This window comes from Lysinibacillus sp. PWR01, assembly GCF_043359455.1.
GTDB lineage: Bacteria > Bacillota > Bacilli > Bacillales_A > Planococcaceae > Lysinibacillus > Lysinibacillus fusiformis_F.
Genome location: NZ_JBHERJ010000047.1, coordinates 193,899 through 214,047 on the forward strand (window position 1 = coordinate 193,899; position 20,149 = coordinate 214,047).

The following is a 20,149-nucleotide window of genomic DNA, read 5'->3' on the forward strand; positions in this document are numbered from 1 at the left end:
AGAGCATAACTTGTCCACCTCTTACGACAAGCTTCAGAGAGGAATGGTGATTCTTATGGCTGTAAACAAAAAAGTACCTCTTCGTAAATGTGTAGCAACTGGAGAAATGCTACCAAAGAAAGAGATGGTACGTGTTGTTCGTTCAAAAGAGGGCGAAGTAAGTGTAGATGTCTCCGGAAAAAAACCAGGGCGTGGTGCCTATGTCTCTAAATCAGAGCAGGCAGTTGACATCGCGCGTAAGAAAAATGTATTAGGGCACCAGCTTGATGTTAAAATTCCTGAAGAAATTTATGAGGAACTTATTTTGCTGATTCGTAGGGAGTCAATTTTATGATAAATCAAGCAATATTTAATTTGCTTGGGATCGCGGCAAGAGCACGTAAAGTGATTTCAGGAGAAGAGCTAGTAGTAAAGGAAGTCCGTAATGGCAATGCTAAGATAGTATTGCTTGCAAACGATGCTTCTAAAAACTCTAGTAAGAAAATTCAAGATAAGTGCACGTACTACAACGTTGAGTATCATGTAATTGGAGATCGTTATGATCTAGGACATGCTACAGGTAAGGAGGCCCGAGTGGCTTTAGCTATTACCGATAAAGGTTTTGCACGTAAATTGTCTAGTCTACTCAACGAAAACTAATCGGGGGTGAGCAGATGACCAAAATCAGAGTTCATGAATATGCGAAGCAAGTGAATAAAACGAGTAAAGAGGTTATTGAAGCACTAAGTAAATTAAATGTGAGTGTAACAAACCATATGTCTATGTTAGAGAAAGACGCTGTGGCAAAGTTAAATCAAACATTTAAAGCAACACCTGAGAAAAATGTAGCAAAACAATCAACTCAAAACATGGCACAAAAACCTCAATCAAATGGCCAGCAAAAACCACAGCATTCGGTGAAAAAGCAAGAAGGACAAAGGCAGCAATCTGCTACTTCTAAGCCAAAAGCAAACAACCAGCAACACGCACAGCAAAACTCAAATTCGTCTAACGAAAAATCTAAGAATACAAAAGGTAATCAAAATAGAAATATGACACAAAATAATAATAATAACAATAATAATAATAATCGTAGAGGTGGCGGTGGTTACAACCAACGTCCAAAACCAGGGATTCATGGAGGCAAACGTCGCCATCCAAAAACGCATCAACCGTCTATACCAGTTAAACAAAAGGAACTGCCAGAAAAAATTACTTTTGTTGAATCATTATCAGTAGCGGAATTAGCAAAAAAATTACACCGTGAGCCGTCTGAAATCATTAAGAAATTATTTATGCTTGGGGTAATGGCAACAATTAACCAAGAATTAGATAAGGATGCAATTGAATTAATTTGCGCAGACTATGGTGTAGAAGTGGAAGAAGAAATTCGTGTAGACATTACGGATTTAGAAACACACTTCGAGCAAACAGAAGAAGTGAACGAAGCTGAATTATCGGAACGTCCACCAGTTGTAACAATCATGGGTCACGTTGACCACGGTAAAACAACATTATTAGATTCTATTCGTAATACTAAAGTGACAGCAGGAGAAGCTGGCGGTATTACACAACATATTGGCGCATACCAAGTAACGGAAGGCGACAAGAAAATTACTTTCCTTGATACTCCAGGGCACGCAGCTTTCACAACAATGCGCGCACGTGGTGCAAAAGTAACGGATTTAACAATTCTAGTTGTAGCTGCTGATGATGGCGTCATGCCACAAACAGTAGAAGCGATTAATCACGCTAAAGCAGCCGAAGTACCAATTATTGTAGCTGTGAATAAAATGGATAAACCATCAGCAAATCCTGATCGTGTGATGCAAGAATTAACAGAGCATGGCCTAGTTCCTGAAGCATGGGGTGGCGAAACAATTTTCGTACCAATTTCTGCATTAAAAGGTGAAGGCATCGATACATTGCTCGAAATGATTCTACTTGTAGCTGAGGTTGGTGAGCTTAAAGCGAACCCAGATCGTTTAGCACTTGGTACAGTTATTGAAGCGCAACTTGATAAAGGACGTGGCTCTGTTGCTACGTTATTAGTACAAGATGGAACTTTAAAAGTAGGTGACCCGATTGTTGTAGGTCATGCGTATGGTCGTGTACGTGCGATGGTGAATGACAAAGGTCGTCGTGTGAAAGAAGCTGGCCCATCAACACCAGTAGAAATTACAGGTTTAAATGATGTACCTCAAGCTGGTGACCGCTTCGTAGTCTTTGAAGACGAGAAAACAGCACGCCAAGTTGGGGAAACTCGTGCCATGTCAGCAATTCAAGCACAGCGTTCAGAAAAGCAACGTGTTACGCTGGATAACTTATTTGAACAAATGAGCCAAGGCGAAATGAAAGAGCTTAACTTAATTGTGAAAGCTGACGTTCAAGGTACTGTTGAAGCAATGGCTGCTTCCTTAATGAAAATTGATGTAGAAGGCGTAAATGTGAAAATCATTCACACAGGTGCTGGTGCTATTACAGAATCTGATATTTCTCTTGCAGCAGCTTCCAATGCGATCGTTATTGGATTTAACGTACGTCCAGATGTTAATGCAAAACGTGCAGCGGAAGAAGAGGGTGTAGATATTCGCTTACACCGCATTATCTATAAAGTAATTGAAGAGATTGAACAAGCGATGAAAGGTATGCTTGATCCAGAGTTTGAAGAAAAAATTATTGGTCAAGCAGAAGTTCGTCAAACAATTAAAGTATCAAAAGTTGGTACAATTGCTGGTTCATATATAACAGAAGGAAAAGTAACGCGTGATTCAGGTGTACGTGTGATCCGTGATAACGTAGTAATATTTGAAGGTGAGCTAGATACGCTTAAACGCTTCAAAGATGAAGTGAAAGAAGTGGCAAGAGGATACGAATGTGGTATTACGATTACAAACTTCAACGATATTAGAGAAGGCGATATTATTGAAGCCTATATTATGGAAGAAGTTAAACGCGTCTAATGATCGTATATGCAGAGGTTGAATTCATCATTCAAACTGCCCATTCGTTAAAGGAAAAACGTGCTGTTTTACAGCGTATGATTACCCGCACAAAGCAGAAATTTAATGTTTCTATTGCGGAAATTGACCATCAAAATGTATGGCAGCGTACGAAATTAGGACTTGTTGCTGTTTCTTCATCAAAAGATGCAGCTGAACGGGAAATAAACCATGCGCTCCATTATTTGCAGTCAAATCCATCATGGGAACAGCTTGATGTGTGGCGAGATTATTTATAAGTAACAGTAGATAGTTGAGAGCGTGATACAGCAATAAAATATCAACTATCTGTACATCGAAATAGAGGTGATAAATTATGTCTCTACGTTCAAACCGTGTTGCTGAGCAAATGAAAAAAGAGCTTGGCGATATTATTGGCCGTAAAATAAAAGATCCGCGTGTTGGTTTTGTGACTGTTACAGGTGTTGATGTAACAGGTGATTTACAGCAAGCGACAATTTATATTACATCTTTAGGCAATGAGCGTGAACGTGAAGAAACGCTAAAAGCTTTAGTAAAAGCTTCTGGCTTCATTCGTTCTGAAATCGGATCACGCATTCGTTTACGACGTACACCAGAATTAATCTTTGAATTTGATTCATCGATTGAATATGGTAACCGTATTGATTCATTGCTAAGAGATTTACACAAAGAATAAGCTGAAAAAGTCTGCCACATGCATGTTTATGCAGGCAGACTTTTTATCTTCATGGAAAAGGTTATATTGCCAATGAGTAATTAATTATAGAGTAGGCAATTTGGGAGGAGCTATATGAACGGTATTTTACCGCTTTGGAAAGAAAGAGGCATGACGAGCCATGATTGTGTCTTTAAATTACGCAAAATTTTGCGGACAAAAAAAGTTGGGCATACAGGTACACTTGATCCAGGTGTTGAGGGCGTACTACCAATTTGTATTGGCCAAGCAACTCGAATAGCAGAATATTTAACGGACGCAGGGAAAACCTATGAAGCAATTATTTCAATCGGTCGTACCACGACAACCGAGGATGCAGAAGGTGAAACCGTTGAAGAAAATCTTACGATAAAAAAATTTTCTCGTGAACAGTTGCTAGAGGTTTTAGCTTCATTAACTGGAGTTATTGAACAAACACCACCCATGTTTTCAGCAGTAAAAGTAAATGGGAAGCGCCTCTATGAATATGCGCGAAAAGGCGAAAGTGTTGAAAGACCAACTCGTCAAGTCACAATTTATGATTTAGAGCTTCTTGATGAGCTAGCACAATATGAGGGGCAAGAAATTACATTTCCAGTCCGTATCGCTTGCAGTAAAGGGACCTATATACGAACATTAGCTGTACAAATTGGTGAGGCGCTTGGCTATCCAGCACATATGAAGGAACTCGTACGAACTGCTTCAGGTACCTTTACACAGGATAACTGTTTTACATTAGCACAGGTTGCTGAGCTAATGGAGGCTGAGCAAGTGGCTACCTGTATTTTACCTGTCGAGTATGCATTAGCAGACTATCCATATATTGAGATTACGAACGCCAATGAAAAAGAAATTTTCAATGGACAAGTGCTTCCAGCAGATGCATTATTAAATAGTCATGATAAAATTGTGTATGGAATCAATGGAAAGGCAGTTGCGGTTTATCAGGCTCACCCTACAAAGGATGGTTTGATGAAGCCACATAAGATGTTTCCGACGATAGAGTAGGAGGATTTTTTCAATGGAGGTCATTCATTTAAAATACCCACATCAATTACAGCAACGAGAAAGTATCCAGCCGTATTCATTAGCTCTTGGCTTTTTCGATGGTGTACATAGAGGGCATCAAGCAGTTATCAAGGCAGCTAAGGAAGAGGGAGACAAGCGACAAATTCCAACTGCAGTGATGACATTCGATCCACATCCTTCATTAGTCCTTGGTGGACGTAACGAAAAGGTTTTTTATATTACACTCTTACAACAGAAATTACAGTTGTTTGAAGAACAGGGTGTGGATACGGTATTCGTTGTCCATTTCACTTCTGATTTTGCCAAACTTTCACCAGCTGCGTTTATTGATACATTTATTCGTGGATTAAATATTCAACATGTGACAGCTGGCTTCGATTATTCGTTTGGAGCATTTGGTAAGGGAACAATGGAAGATATGCGTGTATTAAGCAATGGTGAATATGGGGTAACGATTGTTGAGAAGAAAACAGATGATGTTGAGAAAATCAGCTCTACCCGTATCCGCAAGCTATTACAAGAAGGCGACATGGAAGAAGCAACAGTGCTATTAGGGAGACCATTTGAAATCAATGGCATTGTTGTACATGGTGATAAACGTGGGCGTACCATTGGCTTCCCTACAGCAAATGTCCAAGCTTTAGAAGGAACGTTTATTCCAGCAAGTGGTGTCTATGCTGTTCGCCTGCTTGTGCAAAATAACTGGTATGATGGTGTTTGCAATGTGGGCTATAAACCAACTTTCAAAGATCCAAATGATAAGCAATTATCGATTGAAGTCCATATTCTAAACTTTGATAAAAATATCTATGGTGAAGAAGTACATGTAGCATGGTATAAACGCATTCGAAGTGAACGAAAATTTGATGGTATTGAGGCATTGAAGACGCAAATCGAAAAGGATAAACAAGAAGCAATTCGTTACTTTAACGAGCTATAAGCTTTACTTCATTTTCGTAATTAGATGATCTAATTCGACGTTTTACTTGCTTGACCAAGTGATGTATGGTAACATTCATAAGTGCATAAATGCTTAACCTTAGCTTGGTATATCGATGACTCCAACGTTTACTGTGCTAATGGGGATTAATTATAATTTAGGAGGTCCATACAAATGGCTATTACAAAAGAACGTAAAAACGAAATTATCGCTGAGTACCGTACTCACGAAAGTGACACTGGTTCACCAGAAGTACAAGTTGCAGTATTAACAGCAGAAATCAATGCTCTAAATACTCACTTACGTACACACAAAAAAGATTTCCACTCTGAGCGTGGTCTTCTTAAAATGGTAGGTCGTCGTCGTCACTTATTAAAATATCTTCGTGAAACTGACGTACAACGTTACCGTGAACTAATCAACCGTTTAGGCTTACGTCGCTAATTTATAGCAGAAGTAATCCTATATTAGACTGTAGACAAACAGTAGTTTGTCTACAGTCTTTTTTTATAGCTAATCATCAATACGAAATAACATTCATAATGATTGTTATTTTGTTCAACAATAAGCCATAACTTTTTTACACTACGATGAACGATAGATAAAAATGATTTGATACTTCATAAAAGGGTGATATATTCTAATCACATTTCACAGCCCATATTCAAGTCATTGTAATCATCTTTTGCAAGTGCAATTGAAGTAGATAAATTGAATGCGAGGTTGCTTTTATTTTTCATGAATTATAATCTAGCAAATTATAGATAGAGGCTCGAAACAATTGGTAGATAAGCGTCAATCATACAATCTAAATGCTATCATTGAATACTAGTAAAACGATGGCTATGGGTTAGAAAACGTTCTGTATTATCAGATGGTGAAATGTAAACTTAAACTAAATCATTTAGAAGGGTGAGTAAGATGTTTAACCAATTATTAAGAGAGAATAATATTGTTGCAGGTATATTAACAGTTATTCGTGTTTATTTAGGCTGGCATTGGCTTACAGCAGGTTGGGGAAAACTGTTTAATGGCTTTGATGCATCTGGTTTTTTAGCCAATGCTATTGCAAATCCAGTGACAAGTGGAGAAGAGCTCGCATATCCACTGTATGTAAAGTTTATTGAATCGTTTGCTTTACCAAATGCTGGGGTAATTAATATACTCGTGCCTTGGGGAGAATTTTTAGTAGGGCTAGGATTAATTCTGGGATGTTTAACGACATATGCTGCATTTTTCGGTATGGTCATGAATTTTGCTTTCTTAATGGCAGGTACTATATCTAGTAATCCTTGGGACATTTTACTTGCAATCTTTATTGCCGTTGCTGGTTATAATGCTGGGAAATTTGGGCTTGACCGCTTCATTATGCCTATCTTAAGTGAAAAGATGGAGAGAAATAAGAAAAAAGAAGTAGTTCAACCAATTTCTAAAATTACATAATAAACTTTTTGCATATCTTATATAGGAGACTAATCATTAGTCTGAATATACCCCGCCCATTATATGGGTGGGGTATATTGTTGTTGAAAAAAATCATGTCACTAGCAGAAAAAGACCTATTAGCAAGGTGAGGGGTTGATTTCCGTTCCGCCAACGTCCTTTCCAGGGGGCGTCCGATGAGCCGCTTCACTCACTTACGTTCGCTCCAGGGTCTCCTCTGTGACGCTAAATCCCCTAGGAGTGACGCTGGCTACACTCCAATCAACCATTCTGCAAAGTGTCTTTTCCTGAACAAAATAGCCCATTATTTATATTATTAGAGAGAAGATAGGCTCTTATTTTCAATGTGGAGAAGTGATTCGTTACAACACCCCTCATTAAAATGAATAGTGAACACCTTCACTTATTTGAAAATCCTTGCTAAAAAGATTATATTTTTTGGGTTGGAGTGGAAGGCTACTTAACCCCCGTGGGATAGCGAGACAGACGAGCCACTAAACGGAGCGGTAGCGGAGGAAGCGGCTCGCCAACAGGAAAGCAAGTAGCCTGCAACGTAAATTCATTTTCGCCTTTCACAAAAATTCTATGGATGGTTTTGTTTTTCAACAATATGTATACCCCGCCCATTATATGTGAGAGGTATTTGTGTGCCTGACTTATTAATTTTACTAGATGATCCGACTTTCTTTTACCTTATAGGATGTTGTATGATAAGCTCCATGTTATAATGAGTCTATTGTTTAAACTTGTACTTGAAAAACTAATGTTAGCGAAGCAGTTATTTCCATTTACATACATTACTTTTCGTCAAGGAGGAATCAATATAAAAAAATCCATATACCAAAAATGCTTTTTCAATGAAATATAGAAATAAATCTTAAATAAATTGGCAATAACTGAATTTAAATGTATGATTATTTCATGAAATATTATTTAGCATAGAACAAGCATTTTTGGTACACTTACTATTAGTACATACAGACGAAGTAAGTGTTTTTATAATAGAGAGGGGTTCATTGAATGAACGAAAAGAAAGTCTATTCCTATGAATGGGCTGGCCGTCCACTTGTAATTGAAGTAGGACAGTTAGCAAAACAAGCAAACGGAGCCGCATTAGTACGCTATGGCGATACTTCTGTACTTGCTACAGCAACAATGTCAAAATCACCAAAACCACTTGATTTCTTCCCATTAACAGTAAACTATGAAGAGCGTCTATATGCTGCAGGTAAAATTCCTGGCGGCTTTATTAAGCGTGAAGGACGTCCATCTGAAAAGGCGATTTTAGCAAGCCGTTTAATCGACCGTCCGATTCGTCCGATGTTCCCGGATGGTTTCCGTAATGAAGTACAAGTTATTTCTATGGTTATGTCAAATGATCCTGACTGTACATCTGAAATGGCAGCAATGGTTGGTTCATCATTAGCATTAGCGATCTCTGATATTCCATTTGATGGGCCAATAGCAGGTGTACAAGTTGGTTATATTGATGGAGAATTCATTGTAAACCCGACAGTAGAGCAATCGAATCGCTCAACAATTCATTTGTCTGTAGCAGGGAACAAAGATGCTATCAATATGGTTGAAGCGGGAGCACTTGAAGTACCAGAGGAAATCATGTTAGAAGCGATTATCTTCGGTCATGAAGAAATCAAAAAAATCATTGCTTTCCAAGAGCAAATTGTGGCAGAGGTTGGTAAAGAAAAGTTACCAGTGACACTATTTGAAATTGACGAAGCAATTCAAGCCGATATAAAAGCAGCTTGTGAGACTGATATGCATGACGCAATTCAAACGGCAGAGAAACATGCTCGTGATGAGGCAATCCAAGCTGTTAAAGAGCGAGTTATCGCTTCCTATGAAGAGCAAGAAGCAGATGACGAAACAATGAAACAAGTGTACACAATTCTTGACAAGATGGTAAAAGAAGAAGTACGCCGTCAAATCACGGAAGATAAGATTCGTCCAGATGGTCGTAAGCTCGACGAAATCCGACCACTTTCTTCTGAAACAGGCTTATTACAACGTACACATGGTTCAGGTCTGTTTACACGTGGACAAACACAAGCACTTTCTATTTGTACATTAGGTGCGCTTGGTGATGTACAAATTATTGACGGTTTGGGTGTGGAAGAGTCAAAACGCTTTATGCATCATTATAACTTCCCACAATTTTCTGTAGGGGAAACGGGTCCAATCCGTGGGCCAGGTCGTCGTGAAATTGGTCATGGTGCGTTAGGTGAGCGTGCACTTGAAGCAGTCATTCCTGATGAGTCGGTCTTCCCTTATACAATTCGTTGTGTATCAGAAGTACTTGAATCAAACGGATCAACTTCTCAAGCTTCTATTTGTGCGTCTACATTAGCCATGATGGATGCGGGTGTCCCATTAAAAGCACCAGTTGCAGGTATTGCAATGGGCCTTATTAAAAAAGGTGAACATTATTCTATTTTAACGGATATTCAAGGAATGGAAGACCATTTAGGCGATATGGACTTTAAAGTGGCTGGTACAGCTAAAGGTGTAACAGCTCTACAAATGGACATTAAAATTGATGGTTTATCTCGCAATATTTTAGAAGAAGCACTGACACAAGCAAAAGTTGGACGTATGCATATTCTAGAATCAATGCTTGCTACACTGCCAGAGCCACGTAAACAATTATCTGCGTTTGCACCAAAAATTGTTATTGTAAAAATTAATCCTGATAAAATTCGTGATGTAATTGGACCAGGTGGTAAACAAATTAATAAAATTATTGAAGAAACGGGCGTTAAGATTGATACAGAGCAAGATGGTACAATCTATATTTCTTCTGCTGATGAAGCAATGAATGCACGTGCAAAACAAATTATTGAAGATATCGTACGTGAAGCAAAAGTAGGGGAATACTACTTATCAACAGTGAAACGTATTGAAAAATTCGGCGCCTTTTGCGAAATCTTCCCAGGGAAAGATGGCTTGCTTCACATTTCTGAAATTCAAGAGGAACGAACAAAGCAAGTGGAGGACGTCTTAAAACTTGGCGATCAATTACTTGTGAAAGTGATTGAAATCGACAAGCAAGGTCGTGTGAATTTATCTCGCAAAGTAGTAATTCAAGAGGAAAAAGAGCGCGCTGAACAAGAAAAATAATATTGATTAAAAGGCTGCGTAAATTGCGCAGCCTTTTTCGATAGTAGCAAGAAGAAAAGTAGAGGATTTTTATAATTGGGGGAGATAGTTTGGTTCAAGTACATACATGTCAGAATGGTGTTCGAATTGTATCAGAGCAAATTGATCATGTAAGATCAGTGGCATTAGGTATCTTTGTGAATGCTGGCTCTCGCTATGAGCTACCTGAAGAGAATGGTATCACACATTTTATTGAGCATATGTTGTTTAAAGGCACAACAACTCGTTCAGCTCGTCAAATTGCTGAAGAATTTGATCGAATCGGAGGAGAGCTAAATGCCTTCACATCGAAAGAAAATACATGTTACTATGCTAAAGTTTTAGATCATCATGCGGAGCTTGCGGTCACAATACTAGCAGATATGTTTTTTAATTCTACCTTTGCGGAAGAAGAATTAGAAAAAGAGCGACAAGTAGTATTAGAAGAAATTTTAATGAGCGAAGATGCTCCTGATGATGACGTTCATGAGAAGCTGTGGGGTGTCATGTATCCGAATGATGCACTCGGTCGTCCAATACTAGGTACGGCTGCTACATTAAAGACATTTACAGCAGATGCTATACGGAAATATATGGATAAACATTATGGGCCAGAGTCCGTTGTTATTTCTATTGCAGGTAATGTTTCATCTCAGCTTATGCAAACGATTGAAGATTTATTTGGTCACTATCAACCTTCACCGCATGCTATGGCACCTGTCCTGACAAATCCTTCATTTTATCCAGGGGAAATTACAAAAATACGCGATACAGAGCAGGCACATGTCGCGATTTCCTATCCAGCAATTGGTGTAAAAGATCCAGATATGTATAGCTTTATTGCGCTTAACAATATAATTGGAGGCAATATGAGTTCTCGATTGTTTCAGGAAGTACGAGAAGAACGTGGGCTAGCCTATTCTATTTTCTCCTATCAATCGTGTTATGCAGATGTAGGTGCTTTTACGATTTATGGTAGTACTAGTCGACAGCAATTAGCACAGCTTCAGCACACGATTGATGCCACTTTATTAGATATTGTAGCGGGTGGTGTGACAGAGGAGGAGCTTGATAATGCGAAAGAGCAGCTTAAAGGAAGCTTTGTCCTTGGATTAGAAGGGACGGGAGCTCGTATGAATCGAAATGGAACAAGTGAACTTGTCCATCGCAAGCATCGAACAGTAGACGAGGTTCTTAGATCGATAGATGCCGTATCGATGGAGTCAGTGGATCGGTTGATTGCAAAAATTTTAAAAGCAGAGCCAGCTATCTCAATCATAGGTCCTAGCGAATAAAGATATTTTAATAAGATAGCATTTGTTCAAGCTATTATTAGATAAGAGATTGGCATTTATTTTCAATGTGGATAAGTGACAACAGCCCTCCATAAAATGAGTAGTGAAAACCTTTACCCAAAAGGTAACACTTTATGAACTGGCGAGGAAGGTACTTGATTCATGGGGATAGCCAGACATGTCACCCTCTAAATGGAGAGGTAGCGAAGGAAGCCGCTCTGCACATGCTCATAGGAAAGCAAGTAGCCTGCAATGAAATCCATTTCCTTTTAATTGACTGTTTTGCTATTCAACACGATTAAAAATAGGCTGCCAAATAAGGCAGCCTATTTTTTGATGAATATTTAGCTTTAGCAAATTTCCTTTGCCAAATATAAATAAAGACATTTGTGAAACACAAGAAAAGTGATGAGGATACTAACCAGTGTTGGTATGAATAAGATAATTAAATTTGCAGCTACTAGTGATAAATAATAATGAATAACAAAATTTAGCAGAATGATAAGCACAATAGCTGTAAGCATTCTAACCGTTCGCATTCTCTCTGTTTCATCAAGATGCTGAATATAAAATTGACTACAGATGAGGAAAGAGGCGCTACTTATATAAGCAAAGTACATAGCAAGATGCTCGATAAAATTTTCAGATGCATCAGGTTGTGAGAAATACATAGGCGCAAGGATAATAAAGAGCAATGCAATAAGGCCATAGCAAAATAAAAAATCGGATTGCAATTGTGTTTTCTTTGATAGAGGTAGCGTATTGACATACATTGTCCACTTTACTTGACGGTCGCCTCTATATAAATTATCTACGATGTTGGCAGAAATAACGACCACAAATAATCCGATAGAAGGACTATCTACAAAAGGTAAGTGTACAAAATGAAGAAGTAAACATATCGTCATTGTAAAAAGAATAGTCCATTTTTGTACGACAATTCTTTGTAACAACAGTGCTCGCATGAGATCCCTCCTAAAACTCTTTTCTTTTATAAATAGCAGTAGAAACTAGAGAGGAGAGGCAGAGCAGTATTAGCCCGCCCAAAGGTGCTAAATAGACATATTGCTTTAAATATAGAAACGTTTGAGTCATATCAGGGATATATTCTTTAAACATCCCCGTTAAGAAACCAGGGATAAAACAAAACGCAATGAGGACTATTCTTCCTTTAATAGAGCCAAATTTAATATAGATAGGTAGTAATACGGCTAATAAACAGAGCGCCGATGTTATGATCAAATTAAACGTTAGGAAAAATTCTGAAGTGATGTCGTTTTTGGTAAAAAAATTGATAAAAAATAGGATAGGTAATGCCATAACAAGTCCGAAAATCATTAACATCACACTAAGTATATATTTACTAAAAACGATATCTGCTTTAGAAATTGGTAAAGTATTAGCGTATTTATCCCACTTACTTTGTTCATCGTAGCTAAGCGCAGTTATCGCTTGTATCGTAACAATAAAAACAATAACAGCTAGAAGCATTGCGCTTTGCTGCATAAAAATCCCCATCATAAGAAGAAATATAAGAACAAATGCTTGTGCTTTCATTTGTCGTTGAATGGTCATTAAATCTTTTAGGATAAGTCCTACCATATTTAAACACTACCTTTCACGAAAAATAGCATGATATCTTCTATAGAAGGCCTTTCAAGTCTGAAAGCCTCATTTACTTCATTTTTCAGAACTAATGCTTCTATTCCAAACGCACCAGGACGGGTTCTTAGAATAGCATGCTCTGGCAAGTCGTTTACTTCCTCACTGTTACCTTTGAAAATACCATATTCATATAATAGAGCATCTTTACTCTCGCTCAATAAAATCTCACCATTATGAATTAACGTAATATAGTCAGCAATTTTTTCTAAATCGCTTGTAATATGCGATGAAAATAAAATGCTGTGCGTTTCATCCTGCATAAATGCTAAAAATAAATCCAGAATTTCATCCCGAATAATAGGGTCTAATCCACTTGTTGGCTCATCTAAAATCAATAATTTTGGATGATGTGCCAATGCTAAGGCAATTGATAGCTTCATCCTCATTCCTCGTGATAGTTCCTTTATCTTCTTCCTCTTTGGCACCTTAAATTGAGCTAATCTTTCAAAATAATAGTCTGAATCCCATGTTTGAAATACTTTTCTCATGATTTTGTCGAGTTGCGTCGCATTTAGCGTTTCTGGTACATGTAAATCGTCAAATACAACGCCGATGTCGTTTTTTATCGATAGTTCGTGTTCGACATGATCTTTGCCAAATAGCAAAATTTCGCCATATTCTTTTTTTATTAAATTCAGCATGCATTTTATCGTTGTTGATTTGCCAGCCCCGTTTTCTCCAACAAAACCCATTACCGTGCCTTGAGGGACGGAAAAACTTATATCTTTAAGAAAAAAGCCTTCAAAGCCCTTATGTAGATCATGAATTTCAATGGCATTCATATTACTTATCCTCCTCTAACATTAAAGATAGTAGTTCTTGTAATTCTTCACCAGAAAGTCCAGCGGTTTTCGCTATTTTTGCTGCCTTTTGCAAATGCCCCTCTACTTGCCGTAATAGCTCCTCACGTAGAAAGTCTTGATTTCGTTCTGTGACAAAGCTCCCTTTACCAGCGACTGTTTCAATGAAACCATCTCGCTCTAAATCAGCATAGGCACGTTTAGTGGTCATCACACTTATTTTTAAATCCTTTGCTAAAGCGCGGATAGACGGTAGTGCATCACCAGCCTGTAATTTATTAGCTAAAATAGCCTCTTTGAGCTGTATGGTGATTTGCTCATAAATAGGTTTTTCACTCGCATTACTTAAATGGATATGCACAAATCATCACCTCTTATAACTGTATATATACACTATATACAGAAAGCGATAAAAATGCAACATATTCGTACTTTAGGTAGGGGTCACGATTTGCAAAAAGTCCGCATATATTGAGGTAACGGCTCAAGGAGGGAGATGAGGCATGCTACTATCTGAGATGGTGGATAAGGAGTTAATTCAAATTGAGGGTGGCGTACATTTTGGCATCCTGGCACATACAGAATGCCTATTAGATGTGCAAACAGGGAAAATACATGGTTTTGAAATTGTGAAAGATAAACTACCATTCCAAAAAAAGAAAATGAAAGTTAGTGAAATGATACCTTGGCACGAAATTATTTTAATTGGTGAAGATCGTATTTTATTTAATAAGACATCTACAGTACAGTCAGAATATTTACAGTGAGGTGAGCTTTTGGAAAACGAAAAATGGCTTGTTATCGGTGAGGACTCCCGATTAAAGGAACTAGCTACAATGCTAAGAAGTCCATCGAGAACAGTATTTTATAAAAGAACAACTGTATGGAACGAAGAGTTAAATAAACTTGTTTTAGAATTCCAGCCTAATAAAATCGTATTACCTATTCTTCCATTAAAAATAGAAGTTGAGCAGCTCTATGGTATATCACAAGTGAAATTTTATACAGGTCGGTTAACAATGCATTGGAAGCAATTACTAGAGAAAAATGAATCTATTTGCTATTTACAACAAGAATCATTTATTTGGCAAAATGCTCGATTAACAGCGGAGGGATTTATCGCCACGTTTTACGGACTCGAGCAAAAATGTATTTACGGACAAAATTTCACAATCGCAGGTTTTGGTCGCATCGCAAAAATGCTAGCCTCTTTACTAGTTAAGATGGGTGCAAATGTTCATATTGTTGCACGTTCAGTTGTACAAGTGAGTGAAGCAAAAGCTTATGGTTATAAAGCCACGAATTTAGATGATCGCCAATGGTCTATTACAGATGGCATTTTTATTAATACAATTCCTGCTAAATGGATTACAGAGTCTTTTATAGAGCATGTTCCAACTGTTTTATATGACTTGGCTTCAGAGCCAGGATGTTTAGATATAGATTCTGATCAATTACAAACGTATGTACTATTGCCATCATTGCCTGGGAAATACTTTGCACATGATGCAGCTACAATATTGTGCAAGGCAATAGAGGAGGAAGAAAATTGTTAACGGGGAAACGAATTGGCTTAGGTATTACTGCTTCTCATTGTACGTATGAAGATGTAGTACCTAAAATCCAAAATTTTATTGATGTCGGAGCAACAGTTATTCCAATCATTACCCATTCCGTTTTACATGCAGCAACACGCTTTGGTACAGGTGAAGAGTGGATTGCCAAAATAGAAGCTTTGACAGGAGAAAAAGTTATTTCTTCTATAAAAGAGGCGGAGCCATTTGGCCCATCCAATCCATTAGATGCAATGGTCATAGCCCCCATGACAGGCAATAGCATAAGTAAATTTGCTAATGCGGCAACAGATAGTCCTGTGTTAATGGCAGCAAAGGCTACTTTGCGTAATGGTTCGCCTGTAGTTTTAGGTATTTCCACAAACGATGCACTAGGCTTAAATGGCATAAATATTATGAAGCTGTTAAATGCTAAAAATATATATTTTATTCCCTTTGGTCAGGATGCCCCTCACTCCAAACCAAATTCTTTAATTGCTGATTTTGAGCAAATGGTGGATACTGTTCATGCAGCAATTACGCAGAAAAAGCAATTACAACCGCTGTTGATACAATATTTCAAATAAATAAGAGATTACACACAATTTTCAGTATTTTTGTGATACAATAGCACACATTATGGAACATGTATTCAAGGAGAGATGACAGATGACAAAGCAGTTAACAGTTGCGGTTGTTGGGGCAACAGGTGCAGTAGGATCGAAAATGATGGAGCAGTTGATTAAACGTAAATTTCCGATTGGACATATTAAATTTCTAGCTTCTGCTCGTTCAGCAGGAAAATCAATCGAATTTAATGGGGAAACATATACAATTGAAGAAGCGACACCTGAGGCTTTTGAAGGCGTCAATGTCGCTTTATTCTCAGCTGGTGGTTCAGTATCAGCTGTGCTTGCACCAGAAGCAGCTAAGCGTGGTGCAGTAGTTATTGATAATACGAGCCATTTTCGTATGGATCCAGAGGTACCGCTTGTCGTGCCTGAAGTGAATCGAGGCGACTTAGCGAAGCATAAGGGAATTATTGCGAATCCAAACTGCTCGACAATTCAAATGGTAGCTGCGCTTGAACCAATTCGTCATGCATTTGGTTTAACAAAAGTAATTGTTTCAACTTATCAGGCAGTATCAGGTGCAGGGATTTCTGCGATCCAAGAATTAAAGGCACAAAGCGAAAACTGGGATGCAGGTAAAGATGTAGAAGCAAATATTTTACCGTCTGGTAGTGATAAACGTCATTACCCAATTGCTCGTAATGTCATTCCACAAATCGATAAATTCACAGATAATGGATTTACATACGAAGAAATGAAAATGATTAATGAGACGAAAAAAATCATGCATGCACCAGAGCTAAAAGTAGCTGCTACTTGTGTTCGTGTGCCAGTCGTTTCAGGTCACTCTGAATCTGTTTATATTGAGGTAGAGAAAGACGCGTCAATCCAAGAGATTTTCGAAGTATTACGCAACGCACCAGGTGTGGTATTACAAGATGATATTGCAACACAAACTTACCCAATGCCTATTTATGCAGAAGGGGAAGACGCTACTTTTGTAGGACGTATCCGTCAAGATTTAGACAACAGCAAAGGGTTCCATCTATGGATCGTTTCTGACAATTTATTAAAAGGCGCCGCATTAAACTCTATCCAAATTGCAGAAGCAATGCTTGAGGATAACTTACTATAAGAGGGGTGTAAGGATGAATTTAGGTCGAATTGGAACGGCAATGATTACGCCGTTCAAAAATGATGGCACGATTAATTATCCAGAACTAGAACGTATTATTAATCATTTAATAGACAATGGTACTGATTGTATTGTTGCTTGTGGTACGACTTCTGAAAACCCAACTATGTCTACAGAAGAGAAAATTGAAGTTGTACGCTTTACCGTAGAGAAAGTAGCAGGTCGCGTACCAGTTATTGCAGGTACTGGGGATAATGAAACAGCTTACTCTATCGCGATGACACATAAGGCAGAAGAAAATGGAGCAGACGGCATTATGCTTGTAGCTCCTTACTATAATAAGCCAAATCAACGTGGGATTTATGCTCACTTTGAAACCATTGCTAAACAAACTAGTCTCCCTGTTATGCTTTATAATGTTCCAGGGCGTACTGGGGTCAATGTTGCCTATGAAACTTCTGTTGCATTAAGCAAGATTCCTAATATTGCTTGGATTAAGGAAGCGAGCGGTAACTTAGATCAGATGGGTGATGTTATTGAGAATGTTGATCCAGCTGATGATTTCTTAGTGTATAGTGGGGACGATGGTTTAACACTCCCACTAATGGCCATTGGTGGAGCAGGTGTTATTTCTGTAGCTGCCCATGTGGTAGGCAATGATATGCAATTAATGATTAAAGCGTTTGAAGAAGGAAATCATAAGCTAGCAGCCCAAATTCACCGAGCCTTATTACCTTTAGTACGTGCGCTGTTCGCTCAGCCCAACCCTTCACCGATTAAATATGCGATGACAAAATTAGGATTTGATACACTCAATGTTCGTTTGCCGATGATGGAAATGACAGATGAAGAGAAAGCTAATTTTGACCGAATTTGGGATACGTATCAAGAAAAAGCGAAAAGTTTTAGATAAATAGGAGCGAGGCTGATAGCATTTCAGTCTCGTTTTTTATATTTTTTAAATAAAAAGTATGTACAAAATTTGTAACTCCTCGTCCTTACAAATACTTATTTAGCTCTATTTATACAGGATAGCCAATATTTGTTTTCCATCTGCTAGTAATAAGCAAATAGCAGGAAAATCTATTTCCTACGTGAAACATGTATTTTTAATTTGTGCAAAAGCTTTGCAAACCGTATAATAAATGTTAAGTGGTTGCTGTTCGGGATATTTTTTAGGAGGAAATAAATTGACAAAAAAGAAAAATGAATTAATCCGCATCATCCCTCTTGGTGGTGTAGGCGAAATTGGGAAAGCCATGTACGTAGTAGAAATTGATGAAGAGCTATTTGTGGTGGATAGCGGCTTAATGTTCCCAGAAGATGAAATGCTAGGTATAGATATCGTGATTCCTGACATTACTTACTTAGAAGAAAATAAAGAACGTGTGAAAGGTATTTTCTTAACACATGGTCATGAAGATGCAATTGGCTCTATTGCCTATGTATTACAAAAAATAAAGGCACCTGTGTACGGATCGAAATTAACTATTGCATTAGCAAAGGAACATTTAAAAGAATTACCTGCACCACATCAAGTGAAGTTTTTTGAAGTAACAAACCGTAGTCGTATGAATTTTAACTCAACGTATGTAACATTCTTCCACACAACACATAGTATTCCCGATTCGTTAGGGGTAGTGTTCCATACATCTGAAGGCGCGATTGTTCATACAGGAGAGTTTAAATTCGATCAGTCAGCGACAGGTAAATTTAAACCTGATTTAGCAAAAATGGCACAGCTAGGAGAAGACGGCGTTTTCATTTTACTATCTGAGTCTTGCGAAGCTGAGCGACCAGGATATACGACATCAGAGATTGTCATTGAAGAACAATTATCAAAAACATTCCACTCAGCACCAGGTCGTATTTTAGTAGCTGTTTACGCATCGAATTTTATTCGAATTCAACAAGTATTTGCTCAAGCACAGAAATCATTCCGTAAGGTTGTAATTGTGGGCAAACCATTGGAAAAGGCAGTTGATTTAGGCGTACAGCTTGGTTATTTAACAGTCGAAGAAGATACAATTATTCCGATCTCGGAAATGCAAAAATATCAAGATGATGAAATTATCATTATTGCAACAGGCAACAGAGGAGAACCTCTCGATGCTTTAGAAAAAATTGTCCGTAAGCACCATCGTGATATTAAAATTAAACAAGGTGACACGGTACTAATCACCTTTACACCTTCTCCTGGCATGGAAGTTCAAATGGCGAATACAATGAACTCTATGTCAAAAGCAGGCGCTGAAATTTTGACTTCTAGCAAAAATGTCCATGTTTCAGGACATGGTAGCCAAGAAGATTTAAAGCTGATGCTAAACTTGATGCAACCAAAGTACTTTATTCCCGTACAAGGAGAATACCGTATGCTAATTGCGCATTCTAAATTAGCACAACAGCTAGGTATGCAAAAATCCCAAATTTTTATCGCTGATAAAGGGGATATCGTAGAATATAAAAATAATAAAATGCGCATGAGTGGTCGTGTACAAGCTGGTAATGTCTTAATTGACGGTATTGGTGTAGGCGATGTAGGTAATATTGTCCTTCGTGACCGTAAATTATTATCGCAGGATGGTATTTTCATTGTGGTGGTAACATTAAATCGAGCACAAAAGAAAATTGCCTCTGGGCCAGAAATTTTATCACGAGGCTTTGTCTATGTACGAGAATCAGAGGAATTAATGATTGAGGCTTCTGACATTGCGAGGAATGTGATTGAAAAGTACGTTGGGAAAGAAACCTTTGAATGGACGAACATAAAACAAGAAATTAGAGATACGCTAAATACGTATTTATTCCAAAAAACAAAACGTCGCCCAATGATTATTCCTATTATTATGGAATATTAATTGAACAAGCTCATCGTATATGCTTTGAGGAAAAAATAAATGATAAAGG

General features: G+C 37.9%; 21 protein-coding genes. 17 read left to right on the forward strand and 4 right to left on the reverse strand.

Going from position 1 to position 20,149, the window contains the following annotated elements:
* Positions 1-55 precede the first annotated feature (55 nt).
* The 11 genes from rnpM (at position 56) to ACEVFT_RS08410 (ending at position 11,517) form a co-directional block, all read left to right on the forward strand.
* A complete protein-coding gene (gene rnpM / locus ACEVFT_RS08360) occupies positions 56-334 on the forward strand; it encodes an RNase P modulator RnpM (protein WP_205441989.1) in 279 nt (92 codons plus the stop codon).
* Complete coding sequence (locus ACEVFT_RS08365) at positions 331-639, forward strand: YlxQ family RNA-binding protein (RefSeq protein WP_205441990.1); 309 nt, start codon at positions 331-333, stop codon at positions 637-639. The genes rnpM and ACEVFT_RS08365 overlap by 4 nt, the downstream gene beginning before the upstream one ends.
* Positions 640-653: 14 nt before the next feature.
* Positions 654-2,942: a translation initiation factor IF-2 gene (gene infB / locus ACEVFT_RS08370; protein ID WP_205441991.1), complete on the forward strand. Its 2,289-nt coding sequence runs from the start codon at positions 654-656 to the stop codon at positions 2,940-2,942.
* Complete coding sequence (locus tag ACEVFT_RS08375) at positions 2,942-3,220, forward strand: DUF503 domain-containing protein (RefSeq protein WP_036121391.1); 279 nt, start codon at positions 2,942-2,944, stop codon at positions 3,218-3,220. Before infB ends, ACEVFT_RS08375 begins: the two co-directional genes overlap by 1 nt.
* A gap of 77 nt (positions 3,221-3,297) precedes the next feature.
* Positions 3,298-3,639 carry a 30S ribosome-binding factor RbfA gene (gene rbfA, locus ACEVFT_RS08380; protein ID WP_205441992.1) on the forward strand — a complete coding sequence of 114 codons (342 nt, stop codon included), beginning with the start codon at positions 3,298-3,300 and terminating at the stop codon, positions 3,637-3,639.
* Positions 3,640-3,753: 114 nt separating this feature from the next.
* A complete protein-coding gene (gene truB, locus ACEVFT_RS08385; protein ID WP_342442715.1) occupies positions 3,754-4,665 on the forward strand; it encodes a tRNA pseudouridine(55) synthase TruB in 912 nt (303 codons plus the stop codon).
* A 13-nt stretch (positions 4,666-4,678) separates the two neighbouring features.
* The gene (gene ribF, locus ACEVFT_RS08390) at positions 4,679-5,626 is read left to right on the forward strand and encodes a riboflavin biosynthesis protein RibF (protein WP_205441994.1); all 948 of its coding nucleotides are present in this window, start codon (positions 4,679-4,681) and stop codon (positions 5,624-5,626) included.
* 174 nt (positions 5,627-5,800) lie between these two features.
* Complete coding sequence (gene rpsO, locus ACEVFT_RS08395; RefSeq protein ID WP_008178982.1) at positions 5,801-6,070, forward strand: 30S ribosomal protein S15; 270 nt, start codon at positions 5,801-5,803, stop codon at positions 6,068-6,070.
* A 477-nt stretch (positions 6,071-6,547) separates the two neighbouring features.
* A complete protein-coding gene (locus tag ACEVFT_RS08400) occupies positions 6,548-7,069 on the forward strand; it encodes a DoxX family protein (RefSeq protein ID WP_205441995.1) in 522 nt (173 codons plus the stop codon).
* A gap of 1,020 nt (positions 7,070-8,089) precedes the next feature.
* Positions 8,090-10,204 carry a polyribonucleotide nucleotidyltransferase gene (pnp, locus tag ACEVFT_RS08405; RefSeq protein WP_393949207.1) on the forward strand — a complete coding sequence of 705 codons (2,115 nt, stop codon included), beginning with the start codon at positions 8,090-8,092 and terminating at the stop codon, positions 10,202-10,204.
* A gap of 89 nt (positions 10,205-10,293) precedes the next feature.
* Entirely contained in the window at positions 10,294-11,517 is a 1,224-nt protein-coding gene (locus ACEVFT_RS08410) for a M16 family metallopeptidase (RefSeq protein ID WP_281216827.1), read from the forward strand.
* A gap of 350 nt (positions 11,518-11,867) precedes the next feature.
* Here the strand turns inward: ACEVFT_RS08410 and ACEVFT_RS08415 are convergent, their stop codons facing one another.
* From ACEVFT_RS08415 to ACEVFT_RS08430, 4 genes are read right to left on the reverse strand one after another with little or no spacing between them, the layout of a single operon-like run.
* Complete coding sequence (locus ACEVFT_RS08415) at positions 11,868-12,482, reverse strand: ABC-2 transporter permease (RefSeq protein ID WP_115673180.1); 615 nt, start codon at positions 12,480-12,482, stop codon at positions 11,868-11,870.
* 10 nt (positions 12,483-12,492) lie between these two features.
* Entirely contained in the window at positions 12,493-13,119 is a 627-nt protein-coding gene (locus ACEVFT_RS08420) for an ABC-2 transporter permease (protein WP_393949209.1), read from the reverse strand.
* A 2-nt stretch (positions 13,120-13,121) separates the two neighbouring features.
* Positions 13,122-13,964 (reverse strand): ABC transporter ATP-binding protein, encoded by an 843-nt coding sequence (locus tag ACEVFT_RS08425; RefSeq protein ID WP_004224974.1) that lies wholly within the window; start codon positions 13,962-13,964, stop codon positions 13,122-13,124.
* Position 13,965: 1 nt separating this feature from the next.
* Positions 13,966-14,343 carry a GntR family transcriptional regulator gene (locus tag ACEVFT_RS08430; protein WP_048391548.1) on the reverse strand — a complete coding sequence of 126 codons (378 nt, stop codon included), beginning with the start codon at positions 14,341-14,343 and terminating at the stop codon, positions 13,966-13,968.
* Positions 14,344-14,485: 142 nt separating this feature from the next.
* On the opposite strand from ACEVFT_RS08430, the gene ACEVFT_RS08435 reads away from it, so the two are divergent.
* From ACEVFT_RS08435 to ACEVFT_RS08460, 6 genes are all read left to right on the forward strand, one after another.
* A complete protein-coding gene (locus ACEVFT_RS08435; protein ID WP_004224966.1) occupies positions 14,486-14,749 on the forward strand; it encodes a YlmC/YmxH family sporulation protein in 264 nt (87 codons plus the stop codon).
* 9 nt (positions 14,750-14,758) lie between these two features.
* Entirely contained in the window at positions 14,759-15,538 is a 780-nt protein-coding gene (locus ACEVFT_RS08440) for an NAD(P)-dependent oxidoreductase (RefSeq protein ID WP_004224963.1), read from the forward strand.
* A complete protein-coding gene (locus ACEVFT_RS08445) occupies positions 15,532-16,122 on the forward strand; it encodes a dipicolinate synthase subunit B (protein ID WP_004224962.1) in 591 nt (196 codons plus the stop codon). Before ACEVFT_RS08440 ends, ACEVFT_RS08445 begins: the two co-directional genes overlap by 7 nt.
* 82 nt (positions 16,123-16,204) lie before the next feature.
* Positions 16,205-17,242, forward strand: coding sequence for an aspartate-semialdehyde dehydrogenase (locus tag ACEVFT_RS08450; protein ID WP_048391546.1), 1,038 nt, complete (start codon positions 16,205-16,207; stop codon positions 17,240-17,242).
* Positions 17,243-17,255: 13 nt separating this feature from the next.
* On the forward strand, positions 17,256-18,155 hold the full coding sequence (gene dapA, locus ACEVFT_RS08455; protein ID WP_048391545.1) for a 4-hydroxy-tetrahydrodipicolinate synthase: 900 nt from the start codon (positions 17,256-17,258) through the stop codon (positions 18,153-18,155).
* Positions 18,156-18,432: 277 nt separating this feature from the next.
* On the forward strand, positions 18,433-20,100 hold the full coding sequence (locus tag ACEVFT_RS08460) for a ribonuclease J (RefSeq protein ID WP_048391543.1): 1,668 nt from the start codon (positions 18,433-18,435) through the stop codon (positions 20,098-20,100).
* The last annotated feature ends 49 nt before the right edge of the window (positions 20,101-20,149 follow it).